Below are 20,504 nucleotides of genomic sequence, written 5' to 3' on the forward strand. Positions count from 1 at the left end.
TCCGCTGGGGTTCGACAGGTTCCAGCGCTCCGGAACTCGCCGAAGCGCCGCCGATTGCAAATCGGCGATACGGCAGCGTGCAACTCTGCGCTACGGCGGAAGGCCCGCGAAACGCATACGGGCGCGGAACACGGCACGCGAGGCGCGTGCGCTCCCCCGAGTTAGACCGACTATTCATTTGAGGCCTCCGTTTGGCGAGCGGGTTCCTTGATCGTGTCCATGCCGATGGGCAAGCCGAGCCGCGTCAGGTCGCGCAGGAGCAAAATGGCCGGCGGTTGAGCGGCCGTATCGATCACTGCCTCGATCACGCGATACGTGCCGGCGGGGACGCCATACGCCAGCACGTGAAAATGAAATTGGTAACTGCGTGTCGTCAGAAGCGGCGCGAGTTTCTTGAACGAGTCGGCGGTGACGAGGCCTTCCTGATAAAGCCACGCCGGCGTTCGCCTCGCGTCCTCACTCAAACTGACTCGCGCGGAAACAATCGCCTCGGCGAGCGTCGCATCGATTCCCGGCAAAGCGGCGAGGACTTTGGCCGGGGCGGTGTTGAGATTGACGCGTCCGATCAACCGGGTTTCGTTGGTCGCGGAACAGCGATCCAACAAGAGAGGCAACTCCGCTTTGCCCACACCGGAGGAGAAATCCTTCACGGCGCCCGTTTCGTCTTTGAACTTGCCGGAAGCTTCGAGCAGATCTGCCGGATGCGCGAGTTTTTGTCCCTGGCGCCGCATGGCTTCGAGGTAAGTCAGGACGCCCTCCGGCAATTCCAGGTTTGAGAGGTCGGCTTTGGAGTCGTTGAGATTCAGCCGGGGCTGGCCATCGTCGCGCACGTTCAAATCGTAACTGAACACGGTGAGCAATGAGCGGAGACCCGGTTCAAGCTGGGCATCCTGATTGTCCGGTGGAGGCGAGGCGTCGCCATCGTCCTCACCGGGATCGAGGTTGCCGTTCAAGTTGGCGTCTTCGCCGTAAAGCAGCGCGCCGGTGAATCCGGGCACCCCGAGCAATTCGTCCAGACAAGCCAACTTCCGGTCCGGCGCCGAAACGCTGTTGGTCAGGGTCGTGAAGAGAGGCTCATTCGTGCTTCCGGGCACGGAGCTCCGGACGGTTGGCGCGTAATCCACCAGCGCTTGGGCGAGCGCCGGAGTCAGGTTAGGAACGCGCTCCAGGACTGTGGCCTCGGTGTGTGTCACGTTGATGCGGCTTGCTTCGTCATTCAGCCCGAAGCGAATGGGCGCTGCCCCGGGATCGTTGCACGAATACACGGAGAAATACCATTGGTTCGCTCCATCATCGACGACGAGTTGATTCTTGAACGCGGCGGCATTGTCTTGCCAGGGCGTGGGATCCGATGGAGATCGGGAGGCGATGCGCATGGCCTGGTACACGCCGCTCATCGCGGCTGCCCAGGCTTGCTCGCCGCTGACGCCCGTGGCGCTGGCGGTTTTCTCGGAGCGTAGCAAATACAGGACGCTGGCTGCAACCATCGAGGCCAGCATGACGATGACGAGAACGAGAAGCAGAACGAAGGCGTGGGGGCCTTCTGGTGTTGAGGGAAATCGGCGCCCGGCCAAACTTCCCGAGAACGCCCCATGACAATTTAAGGATTCGCGAGTGCTTTCCATGAACCATTCCTCCGGACTTCGGCCTTTAGGCCGCTTCAACGCTCGACGGTGGAGTGCGCGCTGAAGCAGCCTGAAGGCTGCGGTCCGCACGGTTTTCAGTTCATGGGCCGTGAGCAGGTCCGTGAGAAACAGGAGACTTCCCATGAACAAACAAATCATGGCAATTCCTCCTCGAACAGCGCGTCCGGCTGGTTGGATAACGCAGACGAAGAATGCCCTGGCAAATAGATGACGCGGCGAAAAACTTCAGGCGGATACGGATCCGGCTGATCCGGCGTTGGTTCTTCCGGCAACGGTTCGGCGCCCAGGCTCACTTCGACGCCCGCGGGGAGTTCCGGCGCGCTCCACGAATCCAGCCAGGCCGCGCCGTTCCAGTATCGGAAGCGGAGATAGCGGAATTGATCGATCGTCATGGGGGCACGCCGCGCCGCGGCCGCGTTGGTGGACGACAAGTCAGTTTCCTCCACCAGTTCAACGGGTCGGTGCAGCAACGGTTCTTCAGAACGCGTCAAACCGGAGACGTTCGTTTCACCAGGCGCGCGAAGCGCCGCGTAGCGAATCAACCGGAAAGGAGGGCCGGCCGCGGGCGCGACCTCCGGGGCATTTGTCCAACCTGCAAAGTTTGGCAGTTCAAGCCGCACGAATTCCAGTGTCTCAGATGTGCCGGTGAGTCCGACCTGCATGGACTCGCAGCGTTGCGCGTTGCTCAGGTCAGCCGTCAGCCGATCCAGCAGCAGGCGCACGGCGGATATCTTCGATGTCTCATAGAAAAGCTGGACGCGCAGATTCGCGGCCTGCGTGTAGAAGAACAACACGACCGCGAGCATGCCCGCGGCGATGGCGACCGCCAGCAGCACCTCCAGCAAAGTGAACGCGCGAGTGCCTTCCCATGGACCTGCCGGTAGGGCGAGGCTGTCCCCAGCGAGCCGGTCGGGACGTGTTCCAAGCACGTGGAGCGGCTCGCCGGGACGGACTCGCCCTACCGGCGACCGGTTCGTGGGCCGAGTGCTTGGTTCCGAGACCCAGGGACCTTCCCATGAACGGTCCGGGCATGTTCCAAACTCTTTTAGTTCAATGTCCATTCCATGATTCGATTTCAGAATGGCAAAGCGGGAATCGACCGATCGTCCAGCGTCGCAGGCGGACTGTTGGTCGAGGGTGTCAACGCGCCGGCGGGGTGCGGGACGATGAACTGAGTCAACCGCCGCACGATGGGCCGGGTATCATGGCGCACGATGACCTCCACGTTGCGCAGCGGCAGGCCGCTCTCGGAGGCATCGTCGATCGGCGAAACTTGAATTTGCCAGGTCCACATTTGAAAGGACGCCTCAAACGGTTCCGGTCCGGCCGACTCGACCGGCTTGATCCCCATCTGTAATTCGGACAAAAGCGAAATCGCAAGGTTGCTGGCGTGAACATTCAAACGCAACCGCTCGGTTTCCTGGACCGAAGCGTTGAGTCCGCCCGTGATGACGGTGGCGGCGAGGACAAAGAAAGACAGAGCCAGGACAACCTCCAGCAGCACGGACGCGTTATTCGTGGACCTCGCTGCGGGAATGGGTCGTGGCCATCGTGATCTGGAGGTTTTGGCGGAGACGCAACGCACTGAACCACCACGACGGGCCGTTACTCAGCCACGGTCAAGCTGGAGTCTTGAATTCGCTTGTGACCATCCGCCTCGCTCTCTCCTTTGCTGTCGGAGGTCACTTCACGACAAATGAGTCCGGTCAATCCCAGCACCCGCACGGTGACGCGCCGGTCGTCGTCGCCATCGCGCGCCGCCAGAACAATCTCCGCGGAGTCGCTCGACCCGTCCGGATTGAAGGTGATGGGCGTGGATTCCGCTGCCAAGGCCCATTCATCGCCTTCTTCGATCGTGCTGGGGGCGGACGCGTCGGGCGCAGAGGAAGTGTCGCTGGAGTCGAGCAGCCGAATTTGCTCCACGCTCACGTGTTCGCCGAATCCGTCGAGCTCCCACTTCGCGCTGGAAAGGTCCTGAAAAACTTCCGGTTCGTCGAGCGGTTCCGGCTCCCATAAGACGCGGACGGGCTTGTGCGGTTCGGTGGTCTGCGCCTCTTGTGTAAAAGCCACGCGGACGCGCCGGCCCGTGTTCGCCGCTTCCGCGCGCGCAAACCTCAGAATGCTCTCCAGGCGCACGGCTCCCTGGTCGAGATTACATCCGCGGCTGGTGGGGCCCAAACTCACAATCGCCGCCCCCAAAAAGAGCATGAAAAGCGAAGCCGCCAGCAGCGTTTCGAGCAGCGTGAATCCGCGGCGAGAGCATCCCGGGTTTTTGCTGGTGCGAGTTATCATTTATTCGCGGGGAGCAGGCCGCTTACTGTTCCAACACCGTCTTGGAGTCCTTGGTCGTGTCGGACTCCTCGGCGAGTTTGACGTCATCCTCGGTGTCCGGTTGGCCATCGGGACCGACGGAATAGAGTTTGTAATCTGGCGCAGAAGCCTCGGTTTTTTGGCTGCTATCGATCAGTTCGTAACGAATCTTGAATCCCCACGCGTCGTCCATTTTCGTGCCGGGCTTCAGGTAAGGGCCCTGCCATTTTTCAGCGAGCCGCTCATTTTCAAAGGTGGGCTTCACCAGCAACGCGCCGAGGCCGCCCTGGTCTTCGGTCGGGTAGGAACCGATGTTCAAGCGGTAAGTGTCGAGCGCGGTCTGAATCTGCGTGAGCAGCAACCGGGTGGTGTTTTTCTCCGCGCCCTTTTGCTGCGGCAAAACAAAAACCACGAGCGCTCCCGCGAGCATCAGAATGATGACAATCACCAGGAGCACTTCAATGAGCGTAAAGCCGGCGCCTGACGCGCGGCCGTAGCCTCTGTTCTTTGAACGCAAAATCATATTGCTTCAGTTCTTACGTCATGGTTCGGACGAACTTGGGAACGACAAAATTCAATTTGTCGTCCTTCCAGATCGTGGCAAGCGTCGCGGGAAAGCGCGAATGCGCCGACGTTGTCCGATCTTGCTTCCTGCGCGCCAACTTTTGTCGTCCGTCACTTTCCTTCCTGCGTGAATGAGTCCGACCACACTGGCCCTCCGCAGTCCACGCTCCAGCGCGCTCGCCTACTGTAGCAGCACTTTGAGCCAACACCAAACGCGATTTTTGGGTTTTTTTCGCGCGGGTCAAAACTGCGGCCCTACACAATGCGCGATCCAAATCCGACTTGTTGAAGGGACCTCGTATTCAGGCCTTGGGTGGGATCGTGGGCGGCTTGCGGCGCGCGCGTCGGAAGCCTGGGTAACGGCACTTGAGCGTTCTTATGAATGCATCGCGACTCAGAGCTGGATGTTTTGCTCAAAACATCTGCCACCAGATCTTGAAAAGTGCGGGCGTAATGTGTTCGTTCGGCCGGCGGCGCGTTTTCCAGATTGTAGAGCGCCTCCAGCAGTCGCGCCAGTTCAGGACTCACCGAAGACCTCATGAAGAGGATGGCCTCGGCTCGTCCTGTCGGCATCGGCGGGCTATGCCAGAGGAGTAGTTTGTCCCGAAGCACCTGTTGAGCCGGTCCACAAAACCCGGAGTCACTTCGATGGTCAAAGCCTCTTTCACACTGTCACTATGGCTTGAGCGATTGAGCGGGTCAACCACCGAGCGAATCGTCGGCTACTTCACCGTGAGCGTGCTCGCCATCGTGAAAATCGGGAGCAACAAACCCAGCGCCAAAAAACCGATCGCCCCCGCGACACCGCAAAGAATGAGCGGTTCGACCAATCGCACGGCCTGGTCCACCTGGCGATTCGTCCGGCGCTCGACCGTGTCCGCGATGTGCAGCAGGACTTTTTCCAATTGGTTGGATTCTTCCGCCACGGTGATCATGGCGATGATTTGTTCCGGGAACAATCCACCCGCGCGGAGCGGTTCCGTCAACGGTTTGCCCGCGCGAACATTCTCCGCCGCGGCCGCGATCCGGTCCGCCAGCAGCGGCGACCCGGTCGAGTCTTTGCTGATGCTCAACGCCTGGAGCATCGGAACGCCATTGGCCAGCATCGTGCCGAGAATCCGGCAGAAGCGCGTGATGGCCACCATGCGCAACGCCACGCCCACCACCGGAAGCTTCAGGCGCCGTTCCTCGATCCAGCGTTTGCCGGTCTCACTTTTCAGGCCGGACCAAAGCAGGGCGCACGCGCCGGCCAGCGCCGTCAGGATCAGATACCAGAATCCACGCACCCCATGGCTTAACGCGAACAACAGGCGCGTAGGAAGACTTTGATGAACGCCGCTCAACAGCGGCTCAAAGCGCGGAACGAAAAAGATCAGCGCACCGATCAAGACCGCGAGTCCGACGGCGGTCAGGAGAGCCGGGTAAATCATCGCGCCCAGAACTTTGCTCCGGAGTTCGTCCAGCCGCTCGAGGAATTGCGACAAACTGCGCAGGACGTCCTCCAGAAAGCTGGCTCTTTCTCCGGCTTGCACCATTGCCGTGTGCAGCGCCGGGAAAACCTGTTCGTGTTCCCGCATCGCCGCCGTGAGCGATTTGCCGTCCGCAACCGAAGCGCGAATTTCCTTCAACACTCCCCGCAGCCGCACATTGACCGTGGATTTGGCGAGCGAATCCAGCGCGCGGAGCAACGGCACGCCGGAGCCGATCAAATCCGCCAGTTGTCCGTACATCACCCCGACGTCCCGCGTGGAGATGCGCCGGCGTTTGGTTTGTTGTTTTCGTGCCGCCGTGCCAGAAACGTCCGAGACAGAGACGGGAAACAAGTTCTTTTCATCGAGAAACCGCAGCACGGCCGCTTCGCTTTCCGCGTCGATCAGGCCGGTGATCTTCTCACCTTGATCGGTCCGAGCCGTGTAGCGGAATTCACTCATCGTACCTTCATACCGCCGTGCAGGTGACCACTTCTTCCGGCGTCGTAAGGCCGCGGCGCACTTTAAGCCAGCCGTCCTCGCGCAGGAGCCGCAGGCCGTTTGTCCGCGCGACGCGGATCAACTCCGAAACCGGCGCGCGGTCCATGATTTTTTCCGAAATGGCCTCTTTCACGACCATCAATTCGTAAAGACCGGTTCGTCCGCGATAGCCTGTTTGGCGGCAAGCCGCGCAGCCGGTTCCATGATGGATCAATTCTCCGGGCGTCGCTCCGAAATCCGCCGGGCAGGATGCGCTCGGCGGGCCGGCGGTTTTGCAGTGGGGGCAAATCTTGCGAACCAATCGTTGCGCCATCGCGCCGATCAACGTGCTGCTCACCAGGTAAGGTTCGATCCCCATGTCGATCAACCGCATCGGGGCCGACGCCGCATCGTTCGTGTGCAACGTGGACAGGACCAGGTGGCCGGTCAACGACGCCTGAATGGCTGCCCGTGCCGTCTCCAAATCCCGGATTTCGCCAATCATGACTACATCCGGATCATGCCGCAGAATCGCCCGCAACCCGCGCTCGAAGGTCATGCCCACGCGTTGATCCACCGGGATTTGATTCACGCCTTGCAGGTGATATTCGACTGGATCTTCCACGGTCAGCACTTTGAGTTCGGGACCGATGATCGCGTTTAGAGCTGCGTAAAGGGTCGTGGTTTTTCCGCTGCCGGTCGGACCGGTGACGAGAATAATGCCGTGGGGCCGTTCGATGAGCGATTTGAATGCGCCGAATGTTTCTGGGTCCATCCCCAGGTCGGTCAAACTGAACAGCACGCTCGCTTTGTCCAGAATGCGCATGACGATGCCTTCGCCAAAAAGCATCGGGATCACGCTCACGCGCACGTCGATCTGGCGGCCGCCGATCTGGAACTTGATCCGGCCATCCTGAGGCACGCGCTTTTCGGCGATGTTCAGGCTGGCGAGGATTTTGATGCGGCTGATGATCGCGGATTGGAATTGATGAATCTGCGGCGGCACGGACGCCGGCTGCAAAACGCCGTCGATCCGGTAACGAATGGAGAGTTCGTGTTCGTAAGGTTCGACGTGAATGTCGCTGGCCCGCTCATTGACGGCCTCGACGATGATTTCGTTCACCAGCTTGATCACGCTGGCTTCCTGCGCCAGCTCCAGGAGATCCTCGCTGCTTTCCGTGGTCTCGCGGACCACTTCCATCTCCCCGGTCCCCACCATCTCATCAATCGTGTCGCCGCCGACCCCGTAATGCGATTTGATGATTTTCTCGATCTCGTCCGTCGGCGCCAGCAAAGGCTGCACGTTCAGGCCCGTGAGCAGGCGGATGTCGTCGAACACGTTCATGTCAAACGCATCGCTGGTTGCAACACTGAGTGTGCCGTTCTGTTTGGAGATCGGGACGAGGCGTTTGCGAAAGACGAATTTGGACGGAAGCGAGCGGAGCGTTTCAGAATCGATGGAGAGATCGGCGAGATTGGCCAGCGGGATGTCCAGAATCTTTCCCGCCTCTTCCAACAAGCGGCTTTCGGTGATGAACCCCAACTGGACGAGGGCACGGTCCAGGCGCACGCCTTGCGTTCGATGCATGGCCTTGGCCTGGTCCAATTGCGCCGGCGTCAATAAGCCGTTTCCGAGCAATGTTTCCGCAATACTCATCCGATGGGCCGCGTTGTTGAAGAAGACGCGAATCAGCAGTTCAACAGATAATAGGGACTCCGCGGGTGCGGCGGCAATTCAAGTTTTCCGGGTAAAGTTCCGGCGGGGACAGCCGATATTCTCTGTGGCGATAGTCCGGCTGCACCCGACAGCAGCGGATGGCGAAGACCAGCACGAAGGTCACGGGGTAGCTTCGGGATGAAGTTTTGGGAAGTTTTGTGGTAAGCTACTATCGCTGCTGATTGCCACAACGCCCGCTCGCAGGGAGAGCGGGCTTTTTCGTTGAGCACACACCGGCCAACGGAGACGCCGCGGTGCAGAGAATTGGATTGGTGAGGTGAGTGGATTGGTGGGTTACTTCAATACTCTCAGAATCCAGCAATCCAATGATCCGTGTCCGCTTGAAGAAAGAGGTGGGAGGGCGAACCTCGCCCTCCCGGTTCCCGATGAAGGCGGCGCAGACCAGGCGCCGCTATTGCTCCGAACCTTACCCGAAAGTCACTTCCTGCCAGCCAGACGCTCCAGGGTTGCCTTGACCGATTGCAGGAGATGCAAACCCCGTTCGCGGTCACGCCGGACGACATCCTCGACCTGCTGCAGCGTCGTCACAATCGTCTCGATCACTTTTCGTTTGAGTTCCTTTTCATGAAGGCAGTCTGCATCAACATCGAGGCGCCGGTGATGAAAAGGCTCTTCCCTTTCATTTCCATGACCTCCAGCGTCGGTTTGACGACGAAATTTCTGGACTGCCAGGCAAATTCTATGACGTTCGCCTGATCGTTGGCTTTGAAGTGCGAAATGGCGTTCGCCTGAGGCAGGGTCTTCCGGACGTAGTCGGTCAGTTCGGTGAGGTTCTGAAAGTTTTGCATGGTCTCGGTCTATTAGTTCCACGGTGCTGTGGTGTTCAGGACGCCCTGATAAACAGCCCCGTGCAATCTCTGTGCCGAACGGTGTTCCTTGATTTCAGAAGTTTGGCTGGCTGGTCAAACTGAAGCTCTTTCTCCCAAGCTGTGTGGAATGCCCCTGTTTTTCGCCGAAAACTGAAGGAAGTTTCCTGGAGATTTCCGACATGCAAACGAACCTCCTTCTTGAACCCATTCGAGCGCCGGCCTTTCCATGCCAAAAACCAAGACAGCCTTTGCCTCAAAAGCGGACATCTCAATGAAACCTCCGGGGGCGGCAAAGACCGTCAGCGACCCAACTCGGTGAGCGCCGGTGGAGCGAGGCTGCCGCCGAACTGCGCGTCGATGGCGATTGGCTCGGCAGGAGCCTCTGCCCAACCGTGGTTCGCTGAGAGCGTGTCCGAAAATTCCGCGGGGTCCTGTTTTCGCGCCAAAGGCCGGATGGCGAGGCGCAACGAAGGAGAATATCCTCCCTGGATCTTCGACTGAGGAGCAACGAAGCCAGGCGGCCTTTGGCGCGAAAACCCTCCGGGCGGCGGGTCTTTTGTCCGTGGCCTGCGTTGGCTCGGTCCTTACAGCCCGCGTTGGGGATGCTCGGACCTCGCCGCCTTGGCCACAGCCAAAATCCCTCGCCGCAGGACCCCGCGCAATTTTCGGACACGCTCTGAGGGAATACTTAATGGCGATGGATCCGTTTGAACGGCGAAGGCGCGGAGAGCTTCTTGACGGCCTCAATCGTCTTGGCCGTCACGTCCGCCAAAGGCGCCGCTCCGTCGATCTCAATCAGCAATCCGGCTTGCCGGTAGTACTCGATCAACGGTTCAGTCTGCGCATGGAAAGTCCTCAACCGAGTCTCGACCGTTTCTGGATTGTCGTCCTCGCGCTGATAAAGCGGGCCCTGGCACAAATCGCACAATCCGGGTTTGGCCGGCGGCTTGAACCGAAGATGGAACGGCGTCTGGCATTGGCGGCAAATCAACCGGCCGGAGAGCCGGCTCACGATTTCGGCGTCTGGAACCTTGATGTAGATGACGCCTGCGAGTTTGCGTTTCAAACCGCCCAACGTCTCCTGAAGCGCCTCCGCTTGCTGCAGCGTGCGCGGGTAACCGTCGAGGATGAAACCCTCCGTCGTGTCCGGGTGCGAAAGCCGCTCCGCGACCATCGCGTCCGTGATATCGTCCGGCACCAGGTCGCCCTGATCCATATACGCCTTGGCCAGCTTGCCGAGGTCCGTTTGGTTCTTGAGGTGCTCGCGAAAGAGGTCGCCGGTGGCGACGTGGCGGAGGGGGAATTGTTTGCTCAATTCCTCCGCCTGCGTGCCTTTGCCGCATCCGGGCGCGCCCAGCAAAACAAGGTCGAGTGCGCGCCGCATCGCCGCCTTCGGCAAGGGATGAGGGGTGAACACATCGCGGGGCTGAATGCGGCTGAGGTCCGCAGCCGTCGCGTAGCGGGCTTTCCCGGATCGAATCGACTCGACCGTCTGGATCAGGCTCGTCCCGACGGCCTCCGGTTCGCCTTCGGCGTCCAGAATGATCAGCCGTCCGGCTCGCTGATAGTAATCGACCAGCGGCCCGCAGACGCGGTGGAAAACCCGCAAGCGAATTCGGATCGTGTCGGGAATGTCGTCCGATCTCTGGTAGAGATGTTCGCCCGAACATTTTTGGTGCGGACAACTCTCGAACGGCCGGAGGGTTCGGTGAAAGGGGCCAAGGCACTCGCGGCAAATCAGCCGGCCGGACAGCCGCTTGATAATCTCTTCATCCGCAACTTTCAGATAGATCACTGCCTTGAGCGCGCGATGGATTTCTTTGAGGAGCGTGTCCAGGAATCTGGCCTGGTGGATCGTTCGGGGGAAACCGTCAAACAGCAGCCCGTTGTCCTTGGGAGTTTTACGGAGTTTCTCGTCGATCATGGCGCCGACGACCTCATCCGGCACCAACTCGCCCTGGGTCATGTATTTCTTGGCGAGCAACCCCAGCGCGGTGACCTGATCCAGGTTCTCCCGCAGCAAATCGCCGGTCGCGATATGAATCAGGTCGTAATTCTCTTTCAGCCAGGCGACGTGAGTGCCTTTGCCTGCGCCGGAGGGGCCGATCAATGCCAGGTCCATAATCTCTTTCTTGCTGTTGTCCGAGCAAACGACGATACTTATCGTTTGTCTAGGAGAAAGGAGTCCCGGCGGCTTGCCGATTCTTGGCGAAGGCGAACATTTTCTTGGCCTGCGGGACCCAGGTTGTCGGTGGCACAGGCAACTTGCCTGTGCCGTCCGGCTACCAGCCGGACGGAACGGTCGCGGATCAGTCTCGGACGGATCGCAAGGAATTACCCGCGACCTTTCACGCGGCAGGTTGCCGCGCGAGGCGGGCTGGTAGCCCGCTCCACCCAGCCAGGGCCTTCATGGAACTGACCGCGCGCCCTAATGGGCGACAACTTGTGGATGCACTGGACCAAGAGGTGCGGCAGGTACTGCCACGCGGCATGACGCTAGTGCGCCGGTTGGCTGCGCGGCAGCGCAGCCCTACCACCGACTGAATCGCTGCTACGGCTTGGCCCGGCGGCGTTGGGCGGCAGGGTTCGGGCGCCAGCGCGGTGCTTCCTGTTCGGCGTTCCAGGCGTCCCAGGCCGTTTTCAGTTCCTTCGCTTTCTCTGGATGCGCCGCGGTCAAATCGCGGGCTTCGCCGATGTCCTCCGCCAGATTGAAGAGTCGCGGCTCTTTTCCGTCGATGCGTGAGGCGACCAGTTTCCAATCGCCTTTGCGAATGGCCCATTGCTCACCGAAGCGCCAATAGAGGACCTCGTGCGGTTTGTTCGAGTTTTTACCCGTGAGATAGGGCAGCAGGTCCATTCCATCGAGTTTCCAGGACGGATCGGTTTTCGCGCCCGCCGCCGTCAGGCTGGTGGGCAGAATGTCGAGCTGGATGGTCGGATGTTCGTAGGTCTTGCCGGCAGGCAGCTTGCCTTTCCATTGCACGCAGAAGGGGACGCGCACGCCGCCTTCCAGGGTTGTTGCCTTCACGCCACGCAATGGGCCATTCTTCGCCGTGGTCGCTTGCGTGGGTCCGCCATTGTCGGAGAAAAACCAGATCAGCGTGTTTTCCTCCTGCTTGATCTCCCGCAGCTTCGCCAGCACGCGGCCCACGGCGTCATCCATCGCTGACATCATCGCGGCAAAGGTGCGGCGCTTTTCGTCGGCGATGTTTGGGAAGCGGTCGAGATACTTTTTCGTCGCCTGCAGCGGGTTGTGCTGGGCGTTGAATGGAAGGTAGAGAAGGAAAGGCCGATCCTTGTGGCGTTCGATCCAATCCACTGCGCGCTCGGCATAGGCGTCGGTCGTGTAAAAATTCTCATCCTCGACCGGATGCACCGCGTCCGACTGGCGGGAATCGACGAAAGCGCGCGGCTTGAAAAAGGCCGTGTTGGCGACCGTGCCGTAGAATTCGTCGAAGCCGCGTTTCATCGGAAGGAAATTGGGCGGGCCGCCGAGATGCCATTTGCCAATCGCGACCGTGGCGTAACCGAGCGCCTTGAAGCGGTCGGCCATGGTTTTCTCGGTCAGCGGCAACCCGAAGTTATTTCCGCCAGCAGGGCCGCCGCCGTTGAACTCGTGGCCGAACCGCGTCTGGTACCGGCCTGTCAACAGTCCCGCGCGCGTCGGGCTGCAATAAGGGCCAGACACATACCCCTGAGTAAACCGTATGCCGTTTTGCGCGATCGAGTCGATATTCGGCGTGGGAATCTCTTTGTTGCCTTGGAAACCGAATTCGCCGTAGCCAACGTCGTCGCAGAGAAAGATGACGATGTTCGGTTTGCGAGTGTCGGCGGCGTAAGTTGACCAGAACGCAGCCATGAACAGGCTGAACAGAGACCAGGCGAGGATTGGGCGGAGTGTTTTCATAGGAAGTTAAGCTAACTCTAGTCTGGCAACTCAAAACTGCGAAGAACCAGTTTGTCAAGGGAAGTCTCAAGCGACCGGTGTTTCCGATGGGTTGCTGTCCGCCGGATCGGAGAGCGCGTCCAACCGCTTTTCCAGCTCAGAGACCCGCCGCAGGAGTTCCGGCAGTTGTTGGAGCGCCAGAAGTTGCCGTTTCATCTGCCGGTCCGGTTGGGCCGGCGAACCAAACCATTTCTCGCCTTCGCCAATGTCCCTCATCACGCCCGACTGGGCCGCCACGGTCGAGCGACTGCCAATCTTCAAATGCCCCGCCACCCCCACCTGACCAGCCAGCGTGACGTAATGACCGAGCTTAGTGCTGCCCGCGATTCCAGTTTGGGCGACGACCAGGGTGTGCTCTCCGATCACGACGTTGTGGGCGATTTGGACCAAATTGTCGATCTTGGTGCCCCGGCCGATGATCGTGGGACCCAGCGCGCCTCGGTCGATGGTGACATTCGCGCCGATTTCCACATCGTCTTGAATGATGACGAAACCGATCTGGGGCACTTTGCGGTGAATGCCCGCATCCAGGACATATCCGAATCCATCCGAGCCAACGACCGTGCCGGCATGGATTCGGCAGCGCTGGCCAATTTGGGTCCGTGGATACAAAGTCACGTTCGGGAACAGGTGGCTCTCGTCGCCAACCTGGCAGTTCGCATCGACATAATCGAATCCGTAAAGCACGGTTCGCGCGCCGATGCGGGCGTTTTCTCCAACCACGCACAACGGCCCGATATGGGCCGTGGGATCGATCTGGGCCGAAGCGGCCACCACCGCCGACGGATGAATCCCGCAAGGCAATTCGGCTTCCGGGAAGAACAGCGGCAGGACCTTGGCGAATGCCACCCGCGCATTGGCGACGCGAATGAGAACTTTCTTGGAGGAGTCGAATGTTCCATCCACCAGGATTGCCGCCGCCGCGCTTTGCTCTGCCCGGGCAAAGTAGATTTCGTTCTCAGCGAAAGTGAGGTCTCCTGGCTTGGCATTGCCGGCCGGCGCGAAACCCGTGAGGCAAGTTGCGGGATCGCCAACGACCTTCCCCTGGAGGCGTTCGGCAATTTCTCGGGCGGTGTAGGCCATGATCAATCGCAAATCCGCAGTGTGAGCGTAGCGTGTTTCGAGTTTTGACTTGAACAGCGCCCGTCACTATAAGGTTCATCGAACCTAATTCAATACCGGCGTGGAAATCCCTTCATGAAATCTTGGCGAACAGATCGCAAGTCCACGGAAGGGCCCTCGCGAGGCCTGGGCGACACGATCGCCAAAATCACGCGAGCCACCTACCTGGATGCCCTGGTGGAGGTCTATACCGAGGTTCTTGGCCGCCCGTGCCACTGCGAAGAACGCCGCGAACTTCTGAATCGTCTGGTCCCCTACCGCCGCAAAAAGCCCCCTGCCCGCTGACCGCGCTCTGGGTCCTCGCCGCCTGGCAGGATTCCAATCTGCGACTTTGAACCTTGAATCTGAAACTTTGAACTCCCTCAATTGGGTCAAGGAGCGGTGAGTAATTCCCAAAATCGGTCAGGCGCTTTGGAGTGGCGCGTCTAGCTTCGAACTGCTGAGAACAAAACTCCATGACTTGGCGCGGCGCGTTGGGTCGCGCAAACGAGGCGGAAAAACTTCACGCTCGCTCTGCGTGAAACGTTCGCGCAGACGCACTCCGCGCAAGGACGCTGCGATGAGGAAACAATGCAAGCGCAAGGCGGTGGGATCAATTCCTGGAACACAGCCGGCGCAAACACTTCCCGGTGCTGCTGCCGGCCTCCCGCTGGCGAACCCATATCTGGACGACCGCTGAATGGCGTTCTTCCCGGTCAGGTCGTCCGAGCGAAAACCGAAGTGTTCGTGATTTTACTTCTGGGGGAGGGAATACAACTATTTGACTTGAAAAACCATCGTCCCTATAACCTCCCCGTTGCCGAGATAAGTTCGGTCCTAATCTTTAACTTACTACCCTGAACATGAGCGAAACCAAACGAACCCTTCGAGTTGCCCTGATCGGCTGTGGATTTATGGGGAAAGCCCACTCCAATGCCTGGCGGCAAGCCACACATTTTTTCCCGCTCAAGGCTGACGTCCAATTGCACACGATTTGCGGCTGCAAAGGCGAAGAGAAAACCGTGCTGCCGACCGCCGTGGCCAAATGGGGTTTCGGCAGCGGATCGATCAACTGGCGGGAAGTCGTTGCGTCGCCTCAAATCGACGTCGTCGATATCGTGGCGCCCAATCATGTCCATGCGGAGATCGCCATCGCCGCGGCGAAGGAAGGCAAACACATCCTCTGCGAAAAGCCTCTGGCCCTGACGAGCAAGCAGTGCGGCGAGATGCTTGCCGCCGCCCGGAAAGCCCGCGTCGTTCACATGGTCTGCCACAACTACCGGCGCATTCCGGCGGTGGCCATGGCGAAACGATTGATCGAGGATGGTTCGCTCGGGAAGATTTATCATTACCGCGCCCGGTATGCGCAGGATTGGATTACGGACCCGGAGTTCCCGCTCGTCTGGCGCTTGCGTAAAAACGTCAGCGGCAGCGGCGCTCATGGCGACATCAACGCGCATATCATCGATCTGGCCCGCTACCTGGTGGGCGAGTTCAAGGAAGTTTGCGGCTTGATGCACACCTTCATCAAGAAACGCCCCCTCCTGGGCGAGCGCAAAGAAGGGCTGGGCGCAAAGGCGGCGAAGAAAATGGGCACTGTCACCGTGGACGACACGGCCTTGTTCTTCGGACGCTTTCAGAATGGCGCGATCGCGAGCCTGGAAGCCACACGTTTTGCCTTGGGCCGCAAGAATCAAATCACGCTGGAGATCAACGGCTCGAAAGGCAGCCTGGCTTTCGACCTGGAAGACATGAATCGCCTCCAATTCTTCGACAATACACAGGCTCCGGACCGGCAGGGCTTCCGCGACATTCTCGTGACCCAGCCGGGGAACATCCATCCTTTCGTTGGGCGCTGGTGGCCGCCCGGCCACATCATCGGCTACGAACACACGTTCGTTCACACCGTGGCCGATTTTGTGAATGCTTGCGTCGATGGGAAGGCCGTGCAACCTACGTTTGAGGACGGAATGCGCAACCAACGCGTGCTCGAAGCGGTCGAAGAATCGGCCAACAAACGGCAGTGGGTGAAGGTTTAGGCCTCGGCGCCTCCCACTCGCTTGCACGTAGGATCAGTTGGCGTTGTAGGGCAGGCTTTCCAGCCTGTTGGTCAGGGGGACTTTCTAGTCCCCAGCGGCGCAGATCGCGAAACGGAGCTGGAGAGCTCCGTGAACCCGCAGGCTCGAAAGCCTGCGCTACTCCGTCCTCGCCTTTCCTTCCCTTGCCTTTCATTGGGCTGGCCAGTAACTTCTCCGCCGAGAACCACAATTCAGGCCCCGAGGATTTATGCGCCAGACGAACGTTCAGTTTCAGACGGCTTCAAGATTTCGCCGCCGCTCCAGACCGGCTTTCACGCTCATCGAATTGCTGGTTGTCGTGGCTATTATCGCCATCCTCGCCAGCATGCTTCTGCCTGCGCTCAGCCGGGCTAAAATCAAGGCCGGCACGGCGCGCTGTTTGTCGAATCTGAGGCAGTTCGGCGTGACGATGGCGCTGTACACTTCGGACAACGCGGAACGTTTTCCTTTTTCCGGCCGGCCCTGGCCGCAGATGCCCTTCGTGGACTTGTTCAAGCTGTTCGATCCTTATCTCCCCACCAACGGCGCGGGCTTTTATCTCTGTCCGAGTGACAAGGGCGTGGCGTGGAACATTGCCTGGACGCGAGTGAATGGCTCTTCGATGGGCATTCGCACGAACGAACTGCCGTTCCCGAATTCCTATTACTACTACCACCAGTTCTACAACGACGACACGCTTTCGCCCAAGCTGACTCAACGGCGCACCACCGAGGTCAAATCGCCAACCAAAAAGGCGATCATGTCCTGCTTCGCGGAGCCGGAGCACGGCAATCTCGGTGACCGAAACATCGCGCACGGAAAGGACGGCTTTCCCTTGCTCTTTGTGGACAGTCACACGGCTTACACGAAATACCCGCAGTTGAACAAAGCGAAGCCGTATGGGGATTACAACCTGGATTGGACCGTGGGAGGTCTGAGCGCCGGCGAAGATCTGAAGTGAAATCCATTCGCTGGTGGCCTGCAATCCTGATCTCGATCGCCGCCGCGGGCGGCCTGATTTGGGTTTGGGGATGGTACGGCGCTTCGCGGCAGGATCGAATCGTCGCCACCGCGCCGGTGCTCTTCGGCACGATCGTGCTGCTGCTTTTTTGGCTCGTCCTTTTTTCGCGCGCTCATTCCAAGATTCGGTGGACCGTGCTGGGCGGCGTGGCAGGCGCGCTGGCCATCGCGGTTGGGCTTTTCCGGATTCGCGGTGTCACTGGCGATTTGCTGCCCATCCTGGAGTTTCGCTGGAAACGGTCAGTGGCGCAGCCAATCGAACTCAGCCCGGCTCCGGCGGCGAAGCCGGAAATCAAGTCCACGCCTTTCGATTATCCGCAATTCCTCGGCCCCAATCGCAACGCGACGGTCGCCGGCCCGAAATTGCGCCGGGATTGGGCAGCGAATCCTCCGAGCTTGCTCTGGCGGCAACCGATTGGCGCGGCCTGGTCGGGTTTCGCCGTGGTCGGTGATCGCGCGGTGACCCAGGAACAGCGCGGAGAAGACGAAATGGTGGTCTGCTACGATTTGAACTCCGGGAGAGTTCTTTGGTCCCACGCGGACCGAACCCGCTATTTCACGACGATTGCCGGCGAAGGCCCCAGAGCCACGCCGACCATCGTGAGCAATCGCATCTATGCGCTGGGAGCAACCGGGCGTTTGAATTGCCTCGACCTCGCCAGCGGAAAACCGATTTGGTCGAAAGATATCGTGGAGGACAATCGTAGCCACGTCCCGGAATGGGGGCTGAGCGGATCGCCGCTCGTCGTGGATGACCTCGTGATCGTGAGCGCCGGTGGGCGTGACGGGCGCTCGCTGGTGGCGTACGAACGCGAGACAGGCCAGTTCAAATGGGGAGGAGGAACGGATGGCGCGGGCTATAGTTCTCCTTATCTGGCGACCCTCGGTGGCGCCCGGCAGATCCTAATTTTTAACGCGCACGGCATTGCGGCACACACCCTGGGTTCCGGGAATGTTCTCTGGGAGTATCCGTGGCCCGGCGGCCATCCGCACGTCGCGCTTCCCGTGATCTTGCCTGGCGATCAAGTGCTCGTGTCGAGCGGCTACGGCACAGGCAGCGAGTTGTTGAAAATTCAATCAGGAACCAACTGGATTCCTCGGCGCGTCTGGAAATCTACCCGCCTCAAAGCCAAGTTCACTAATGTCGTTTATCGCGACGGCTTCATTTACGGCCTCGACGACGGAATTCTGGTTTGCCTCGATGCCTCGGATGGCGCGTTGAAATGGAAAGAAGGCCGTTATGGACACGGCCAGGTCATTCTCGTGGACGATCTGATGCTGGTGATGGCGGAGTCCGGCGAAGTGGTCTTGATCGAACCGGTGCCGGAGGAACATCGAAAGCTCGCCGGCTTCCGAGCGTTGCACAGCAAGACATGGAATCCGCCGAGCTTGGCCGGCGAGTTCTTGCTGGTGCGCAACGACAAGGAAGCCGCGCGCTATCGGATGCCGGTCGCGGAGTGACGAGACTCGTCAAGCTGTGGCCGGCGTTGCCTCGCGTTTCTCGATGATCGCTGCAACGATGCGATCGGCAACCTGCGGGTTGTCCACCAGCGCCTGGCGGGCGGCGTCTTTGCCCTGGCCAATCAGTTCGCCCTGGAATTGGAGCCACGCGCCTTTCTTTTCCACTACGCCGGCGTCCACTCCCACGTCGATGATGCTGCCTTCTTTGTTGATCCCGTGATTGAAGTAAATGTCGAATTCGGCCTCGGCAAACGGCGGCGCGAGCTTGTTCTTAACGATTTTGACTTTGACGCGATTGCCGATGGCGTTGCCGGTGGTGTTCTTGAGCGTGTCCTTGCGCCGGATATCGATGCGGACGCTGGCGTAAAACTTCAGCGCTTTGCCCCCGGGCGTCGTTTCGGGATTGCCAAACATGACGCCGACCTTCTCCCGCATCTGGTTCGTGAACACGCAAGCCGTCTTGGCCTTGCTCAGAATGGCTGTGAGTTTTCGCAAGGCCTGGCTCATGAGCCGCGCTTGCATGCCCATCGTGGCCATGCCCATTTCGCCGTCCAGCTCGGCCTTGGGCACCAGCGCGGCAACGGAATCGATGACGATGACGTCGAGCGCATTCGAGCGCGCGAGCGTCTCGCAAATGGTCAGCGCTTCTTCACCGCTGTCGGGCTGCGAAACGAGAAGGTCATCCAGATTTACACCGAGCCGGCGCGCGTAGTTCGGATCCAGCGCATGTTCCGCGTCGATGAACGCGGCCAGGCCGCCGGCCTTTTGGGCGTTGGCGATCACATGAAGCATCAGCGTGGTCTTGCCCGACGATTCCGGACCGAAAATCTCGATGACGCGGCCGCGCGGCAAACCGCCGATCCCTAGCGCCAGATCCACGGCGAGAGCGCCGGTCGGGATGACATCGATCTGCACTCGGTGCGCGTCCCCCAACCGCATGATGCTGCCTTCGCCATACGCTTTGGTGATCGTGGAAATCGCCGCCTCGAGATCGCGCTGGCGCGCGGCGGAAATCTTCGGCGCTTCGGCGGATCGCGTTTCTCCGGAGGCTCGTTCAGGCGCGGATTTTTCGCCGTTGGATTTTTCCACGGCAGCTTTTTCGACAACAGTTTTCTCAGCAGATTTAGCGGGCATATCTCTCCTTTCGTCTTTCGACTACGTGTAATGAAAATCTTCGGGCTTGTCCAGCAACATCGTCAGTTCTGTCGATTTAGTGCATTGAAATCGTGATGCGTCTGCCAGTGGTGGCAACCGGCGGTGCGGCGAGGCGACCGCCGGGCCCAAAACTGCTCTTCAGCCAAGCTCCGCAGGAGCGTCGCTCCACCCAGGGCGGTTTTCGGTCGAACGTGTGTTCACAACTGGCAAATGCATCCGTGCAATCGTTGGCGTTGCGATGCGTTTTAGCCAAGAAAATAAACCGGGAATGACCTTGACTTGCGGGCCAGGGAGCCTAAGATGCGCCCCGTAGCGTGGGATTGATCGCTCGTATAGCGTTAATTCGTTCAGCATTCATCAAACTCAGCACCTCTATGAAATACCTCAAGTACGGCGTCGTGGCCGCGGTCTTGATGGCGTTGCAACTTTCCATTGCAGCCCAAGACAAACCCGAACAAAAACCTGAAAAACCAAGAAAATCTGGCACCGGCAAACCTGAGAAACCTCGCGGGGACAAACCCCCGGATAACAAGCCCCCCACCGGAACGCAGTCTCCACCAACCGGAAAACCGGGGAAACCGCCTGGTGACCAGCCTCCACCGACCGGAACGCAACCTCCACCAACCGGAACACAGCCTCCACCGACCGGAACGCAGCCTCCACCGACCGGAACGCAACCTCCACCGACCGGAACGCAACCTCCACCGACCGGAACGCAACCTCCACCGACCGGAAAACCGGGGAAACC

18 protein-coding genes are annotated in these 20,504 nt (G+C 59.8%); 4 read left to right on the forward strand and 14 right to left on the reverse strand.

Features of this window, described 5'->3' with window-relative positions; translation table 11 throughout:
• Positions 1-170 precede the first annotated feature (170 nt).
• The 12 genes from FJ398_07200 to lpxD all read right to left on the reverse strand — a co-directional run bounded on the left by FJ398_07200 (position 171) and on the right by lpxD (position 14,045).
• A complete protein-coding gene (locus FJ398_07200) occupies positions 171-1,784 on the reverse strand; it encodes a hypothetical protein (protein MBM3837739.1) in 1,614 nt (537 codons plus the stop codon).
• Positions 1,781-2,707: a type II secretion system protein gene (locus tag FJ398_07205; GenBank protein MBM3837740.1), complete on the reverse strand. Its 927-nt coding sequence runs from the start codon at positions 2,705-2,707 to the stop codon at positions 1,781-1,783. The genes FJ398_07200 and FJ398_07205 overlap by 4 nt, the downstream gene beginning before the upstream one ends.
• A 14-nt stretch (positions 2,708-2,721) precedes the next feature.
• Positions 2,722-3,150 carry a hypothetical protein gene (locus FJ398_07210; protein ID MBM3837741.1) on the reverse strand — a complete coding sequence of 143 codons (429 nt, stop codon included), beginning with the start codon at positions 3,148-3,150 and terminating at the stop codon, positions 2,722-2,724.
• Between the two features lie 101 nt (positions 3,151-3,251).
• Positions 3,252-3,938 (reverse strand): hypothetical protein, encoded by a 687-nt coding sequence (locus tag FJ398_07215; GenBank protein ID MBM3837742.1) that lies wholly within the window; start codon positions 3,936-3,938, stop codon positions 3,252-3,254.
• Positions 3,939-3,960: 22 nt separating this feature from the next.
• Complete coding sequence (gene gspG / locus FJ398_07220) at positions 3,961-4,479, reverse strand: type II secretion system protein GspG (GenBank protein MBM3837743.1); 519 nt, start codon at positions 4,477-4,479, stop codon at positions 3,961-3,963.
• A gap of 296 nt (positions 4,480-4,775) precedes the next feature.
• Positions 4,776-5,093 (reverse strand): hypothetical protein, encoded by a 318-nt coding sequence (locus tag FJ398_07225; GenBank protein MBM3837744.1) that lies wholly within the window; start codon positions 5,091-5,093, stop codon positions 4,776-4,778.
• A gap of 149 nt (positions 5,094-5,242) precedes the next feature.
• Positions 5,243-6,451 carry a type II secretion system F family protein gene (locus tag FJ398_07230; GenBank protein ID MBM3837745.1) on the reverse strand — a complete coding sequence of 403 codons (1,209 nt, stop codon included), beginning with the start codon at positions 6,449-6,451 and terminating at the stop codon, positions 5,243-5,245.
• A 7-nt stretch (positions 6,452-6,458) separates the two neighbouring features.
• Positions 6,459-8,126 (reverse strand): type II secretion system protein GspE, encoded by a 1,668-nt coding sequence (gene gspE, locus FJ398_07235; GenBank protein ID MBM3837746.1) that lies wholly within the window; start codon positions 8,124-8,126, stop codon positions 6,459-6,461.
• A gap of 620 nt (positions 8,127-8,746) precedes the next feature.
• Entirely contained in the window at positions 8,747-8,995 is a 249-nt protein-coding gene (locus tag FJ398_07240; protein ID MBM3837747.1) for a hypothetical protein, read from the reverse strand.
• Positions 8,996-9,704: 709 nt separating this feature from the next.
• Positions 9,705-11,138, reverse strand: coding sequence for an adenylate kinase (locus FJ398_07245; protein ID MBM3837748.1), 1,434 nt, complete (start codon positions 11,136-11,138; stop codon positions 9,705-9,707).
• A gap of 429 nt (positions 11,139-11,567) precedes the next feature.
• A complete protein-coding gene (locus tag FJ398_07250) occupies positions 11,568-12,923 on the reverse strand; it encodes a sulfatase (GenBank protein ID MBM3837749.1) in 1,356 nt (451 codons plus the stop codon).
• Between the two features lie 66 nt (positions 12,924-12,989).
• A complete protein-coding gene (lpxD, locus tag FJ398_07255) occupies positions 12,990-14,045 on the reverse strand; it encodes a UDP-3-O-(3-hydroxymyristoyl)glucosamine N-acyltransferase (GenBank protein ID MBM3837750.1) in 1,056 nt (351 codons plus the stop codon).
• A 114-nt stretch (positions 14,046-14,159) separates the two neighbouring features.
• Here lpxD and FJ398_07260 point away from each other — a divergent pair, with 114 nt between their 5' ends.
• From FJ398_07260 to FJ398_07275, 4 genes are all read left to right on the forward strand, one after another.
• On the forward strand, positions 14,160-14,369 hold the full coding sequence (locus FJ398_07260; GenBank protein ID MBM3837751.1) for a hypothetical protein: 210 nt from the start codon (positions 14,160-14,162) through the stop codon (positions 14,367-14,369).
• Between the two features lie 557 nt (positions 14,370-14,926).
• A complete protein-coding gene (locus FJ398_07265; protein MBM3837752.1) occupies positions 14,927-16,102 on the forward strand; it encodes a Gfo/Idh/MocA family oxidoreductase in 1,176 nt (391 codons plus the stop codon).
• A gap of 247 nt (positions 16,103-16,349) precedes the next feature.
• Complete coding sequence (locus tag FJ398_07270; GenBank protein MBM3837753.1) at positions 16,350-17,081, forward strand: type II secretion system protein; 732 nt, start codon at positions 16,350-16,352, stop codon at positions 17,079-17,081.
• Positions 16,991-18,601 carry a hypothetical protein gene (locus FJ398_07275; GenBank protein ID MBM3837754.1) on the forward strand — a complete coding sequence of 537 codons (1,611 nt, stop codon included), beginning with the start codon at positions 16,991-16,993 and terminating at the stop codon, positions 18,599-18,601. Before FJ398_07270 ends, FJ398_07275 begins: the two co-directional genes overlap by 91 nt.
• Positions 18,602-18,610: 9 nt before the next feature.
• On the opposite strand, the gene recA is transcribed toward FJ398_07275, so the two are convergent.
• Positions 18,611-19,735 (reverse strand): recombinase RecA, encoded by a 1,125-nt coding sequence (recA, locus tag FJ398_07280; protein ID MBM3837755.1) that lies wholly within the window; start codon positions 19,733-19,735, stop codon positions 18,611-18,613.
• 368 nt (positions 19,736-20,103) lie between these two features.
• The coding region (locus FJ398_07285) for a hypothetical protein (protein MBM3837756.1) at positions 20,104-20,504 on the reverse strand (401 nt) is incomplete at its 5' end.

Source organism: Verrucomicrobiota bacterium (assembly GCA_016871535.1).
GTDB lineage: Bacteria > Verrucomicrobiota > Verrucomicrobiia > Limisphaerales > SIBE01 > VHCZ01.

Coding starts and splice junctions, on each gene's coding strand:
- FJ398_07200 (MBM3837739.1), bottom strand. CDS start 1,784: ATGATTTGTTTGTTCATGGGAAGTCTCCTGTTTCTCACGGACCTGCTC.
- FJ398_07205 (MBM3837740.1), bottom strand. CDS start 2,707: ATGGACATTGAACTAAAAGAGTTTGGAACATGCCCGGACCGTTCATGG.
- FJ398_07215 (MBM3837742.1), bottom strand. CDS start 3,938: ATGATAACTCGCACCAGCAAAAACCCGGGATGCTCTCGCCGCGGATTC.
- gspG (MBM3837743.1), bottom strand. CDS start 4,479: ATGATTTTGCGTTCAAAGAACAGAGGCTACGGCCGCGCGTCAGGCGCC.
- FJ398_07225 (MBM3837744.1), bottom strand. CDS start 5,093: ATGCCGACAGGACGAGCCGAGGCCATCCTCTTCATGAGGTCTTCGGTG.
- FJ398_07230 (MBM3837745.1), bottom strand. CDS start 6,451: ATGAGTGAATTCCGCTACACGGCTCGGACCGATCAAGGTGAGAAGATC.
- gspE (MBM3837746.1), bottom strand. CDS start 8,126: ATGAGTATTGCGGAAACATTGCTCGGAAACGGCTTATTGACGCCGGCG.
- FJ398_07240 (MBM3837747.1), bottom strand. CDS start 8,995: ATGCAAAACTTTCAGAACCTCACCGAACTGACCGACTACGTCCGGAAG.
- FJ398_07245 (MBM3837748.1), bottom strand. CDS start 11,138: ATGGACCTGGCATTGATCGGCCCCTCCGGCGCAGGCAAAGGCACTCAC.
- FJ398_07250 (MBM3837749.1), bottom strand. CDS start 12,923: ATGAAAACACTCCGCCCAATCCTCGCCTGGTCTCTGTTCAGCCTGTTC.
- lpxD (MBM3837750.1), bottom strand. CDS start 14,045: ATGGCCTACACCGCCCGAGAAATTGCCGAACGCCTCCAGGGGAAGGTC.
- FJ398_07260 (MBM3837751.1), top strand. CDS start 14,160: ATGAAATCTTGGCGAACAGATCGCAAGTCCACGGAAGGGCCCTCGCGA.
- FJ398_07265 (MBM3837752.1), top strand. CDS start 14,927: ATGAGCGAAACCAAACGAACCCTTCGAGTTGCCCTGATCGGCTGTGGA.
- FJ398_07270 (MBM3837753.1), top strand. CDS start 16,350: ATGCGCCAGACGAACGTTCAGTTTCAGACGGCTTCAAGATTTCGCCGC.
- recA (MBM3837755.1), bottom strand. CDS start 19,735: ATGCCCGCTAAATCTGCTGAGAAAACTGTTGTCGAAAAAGCTGCCGTG.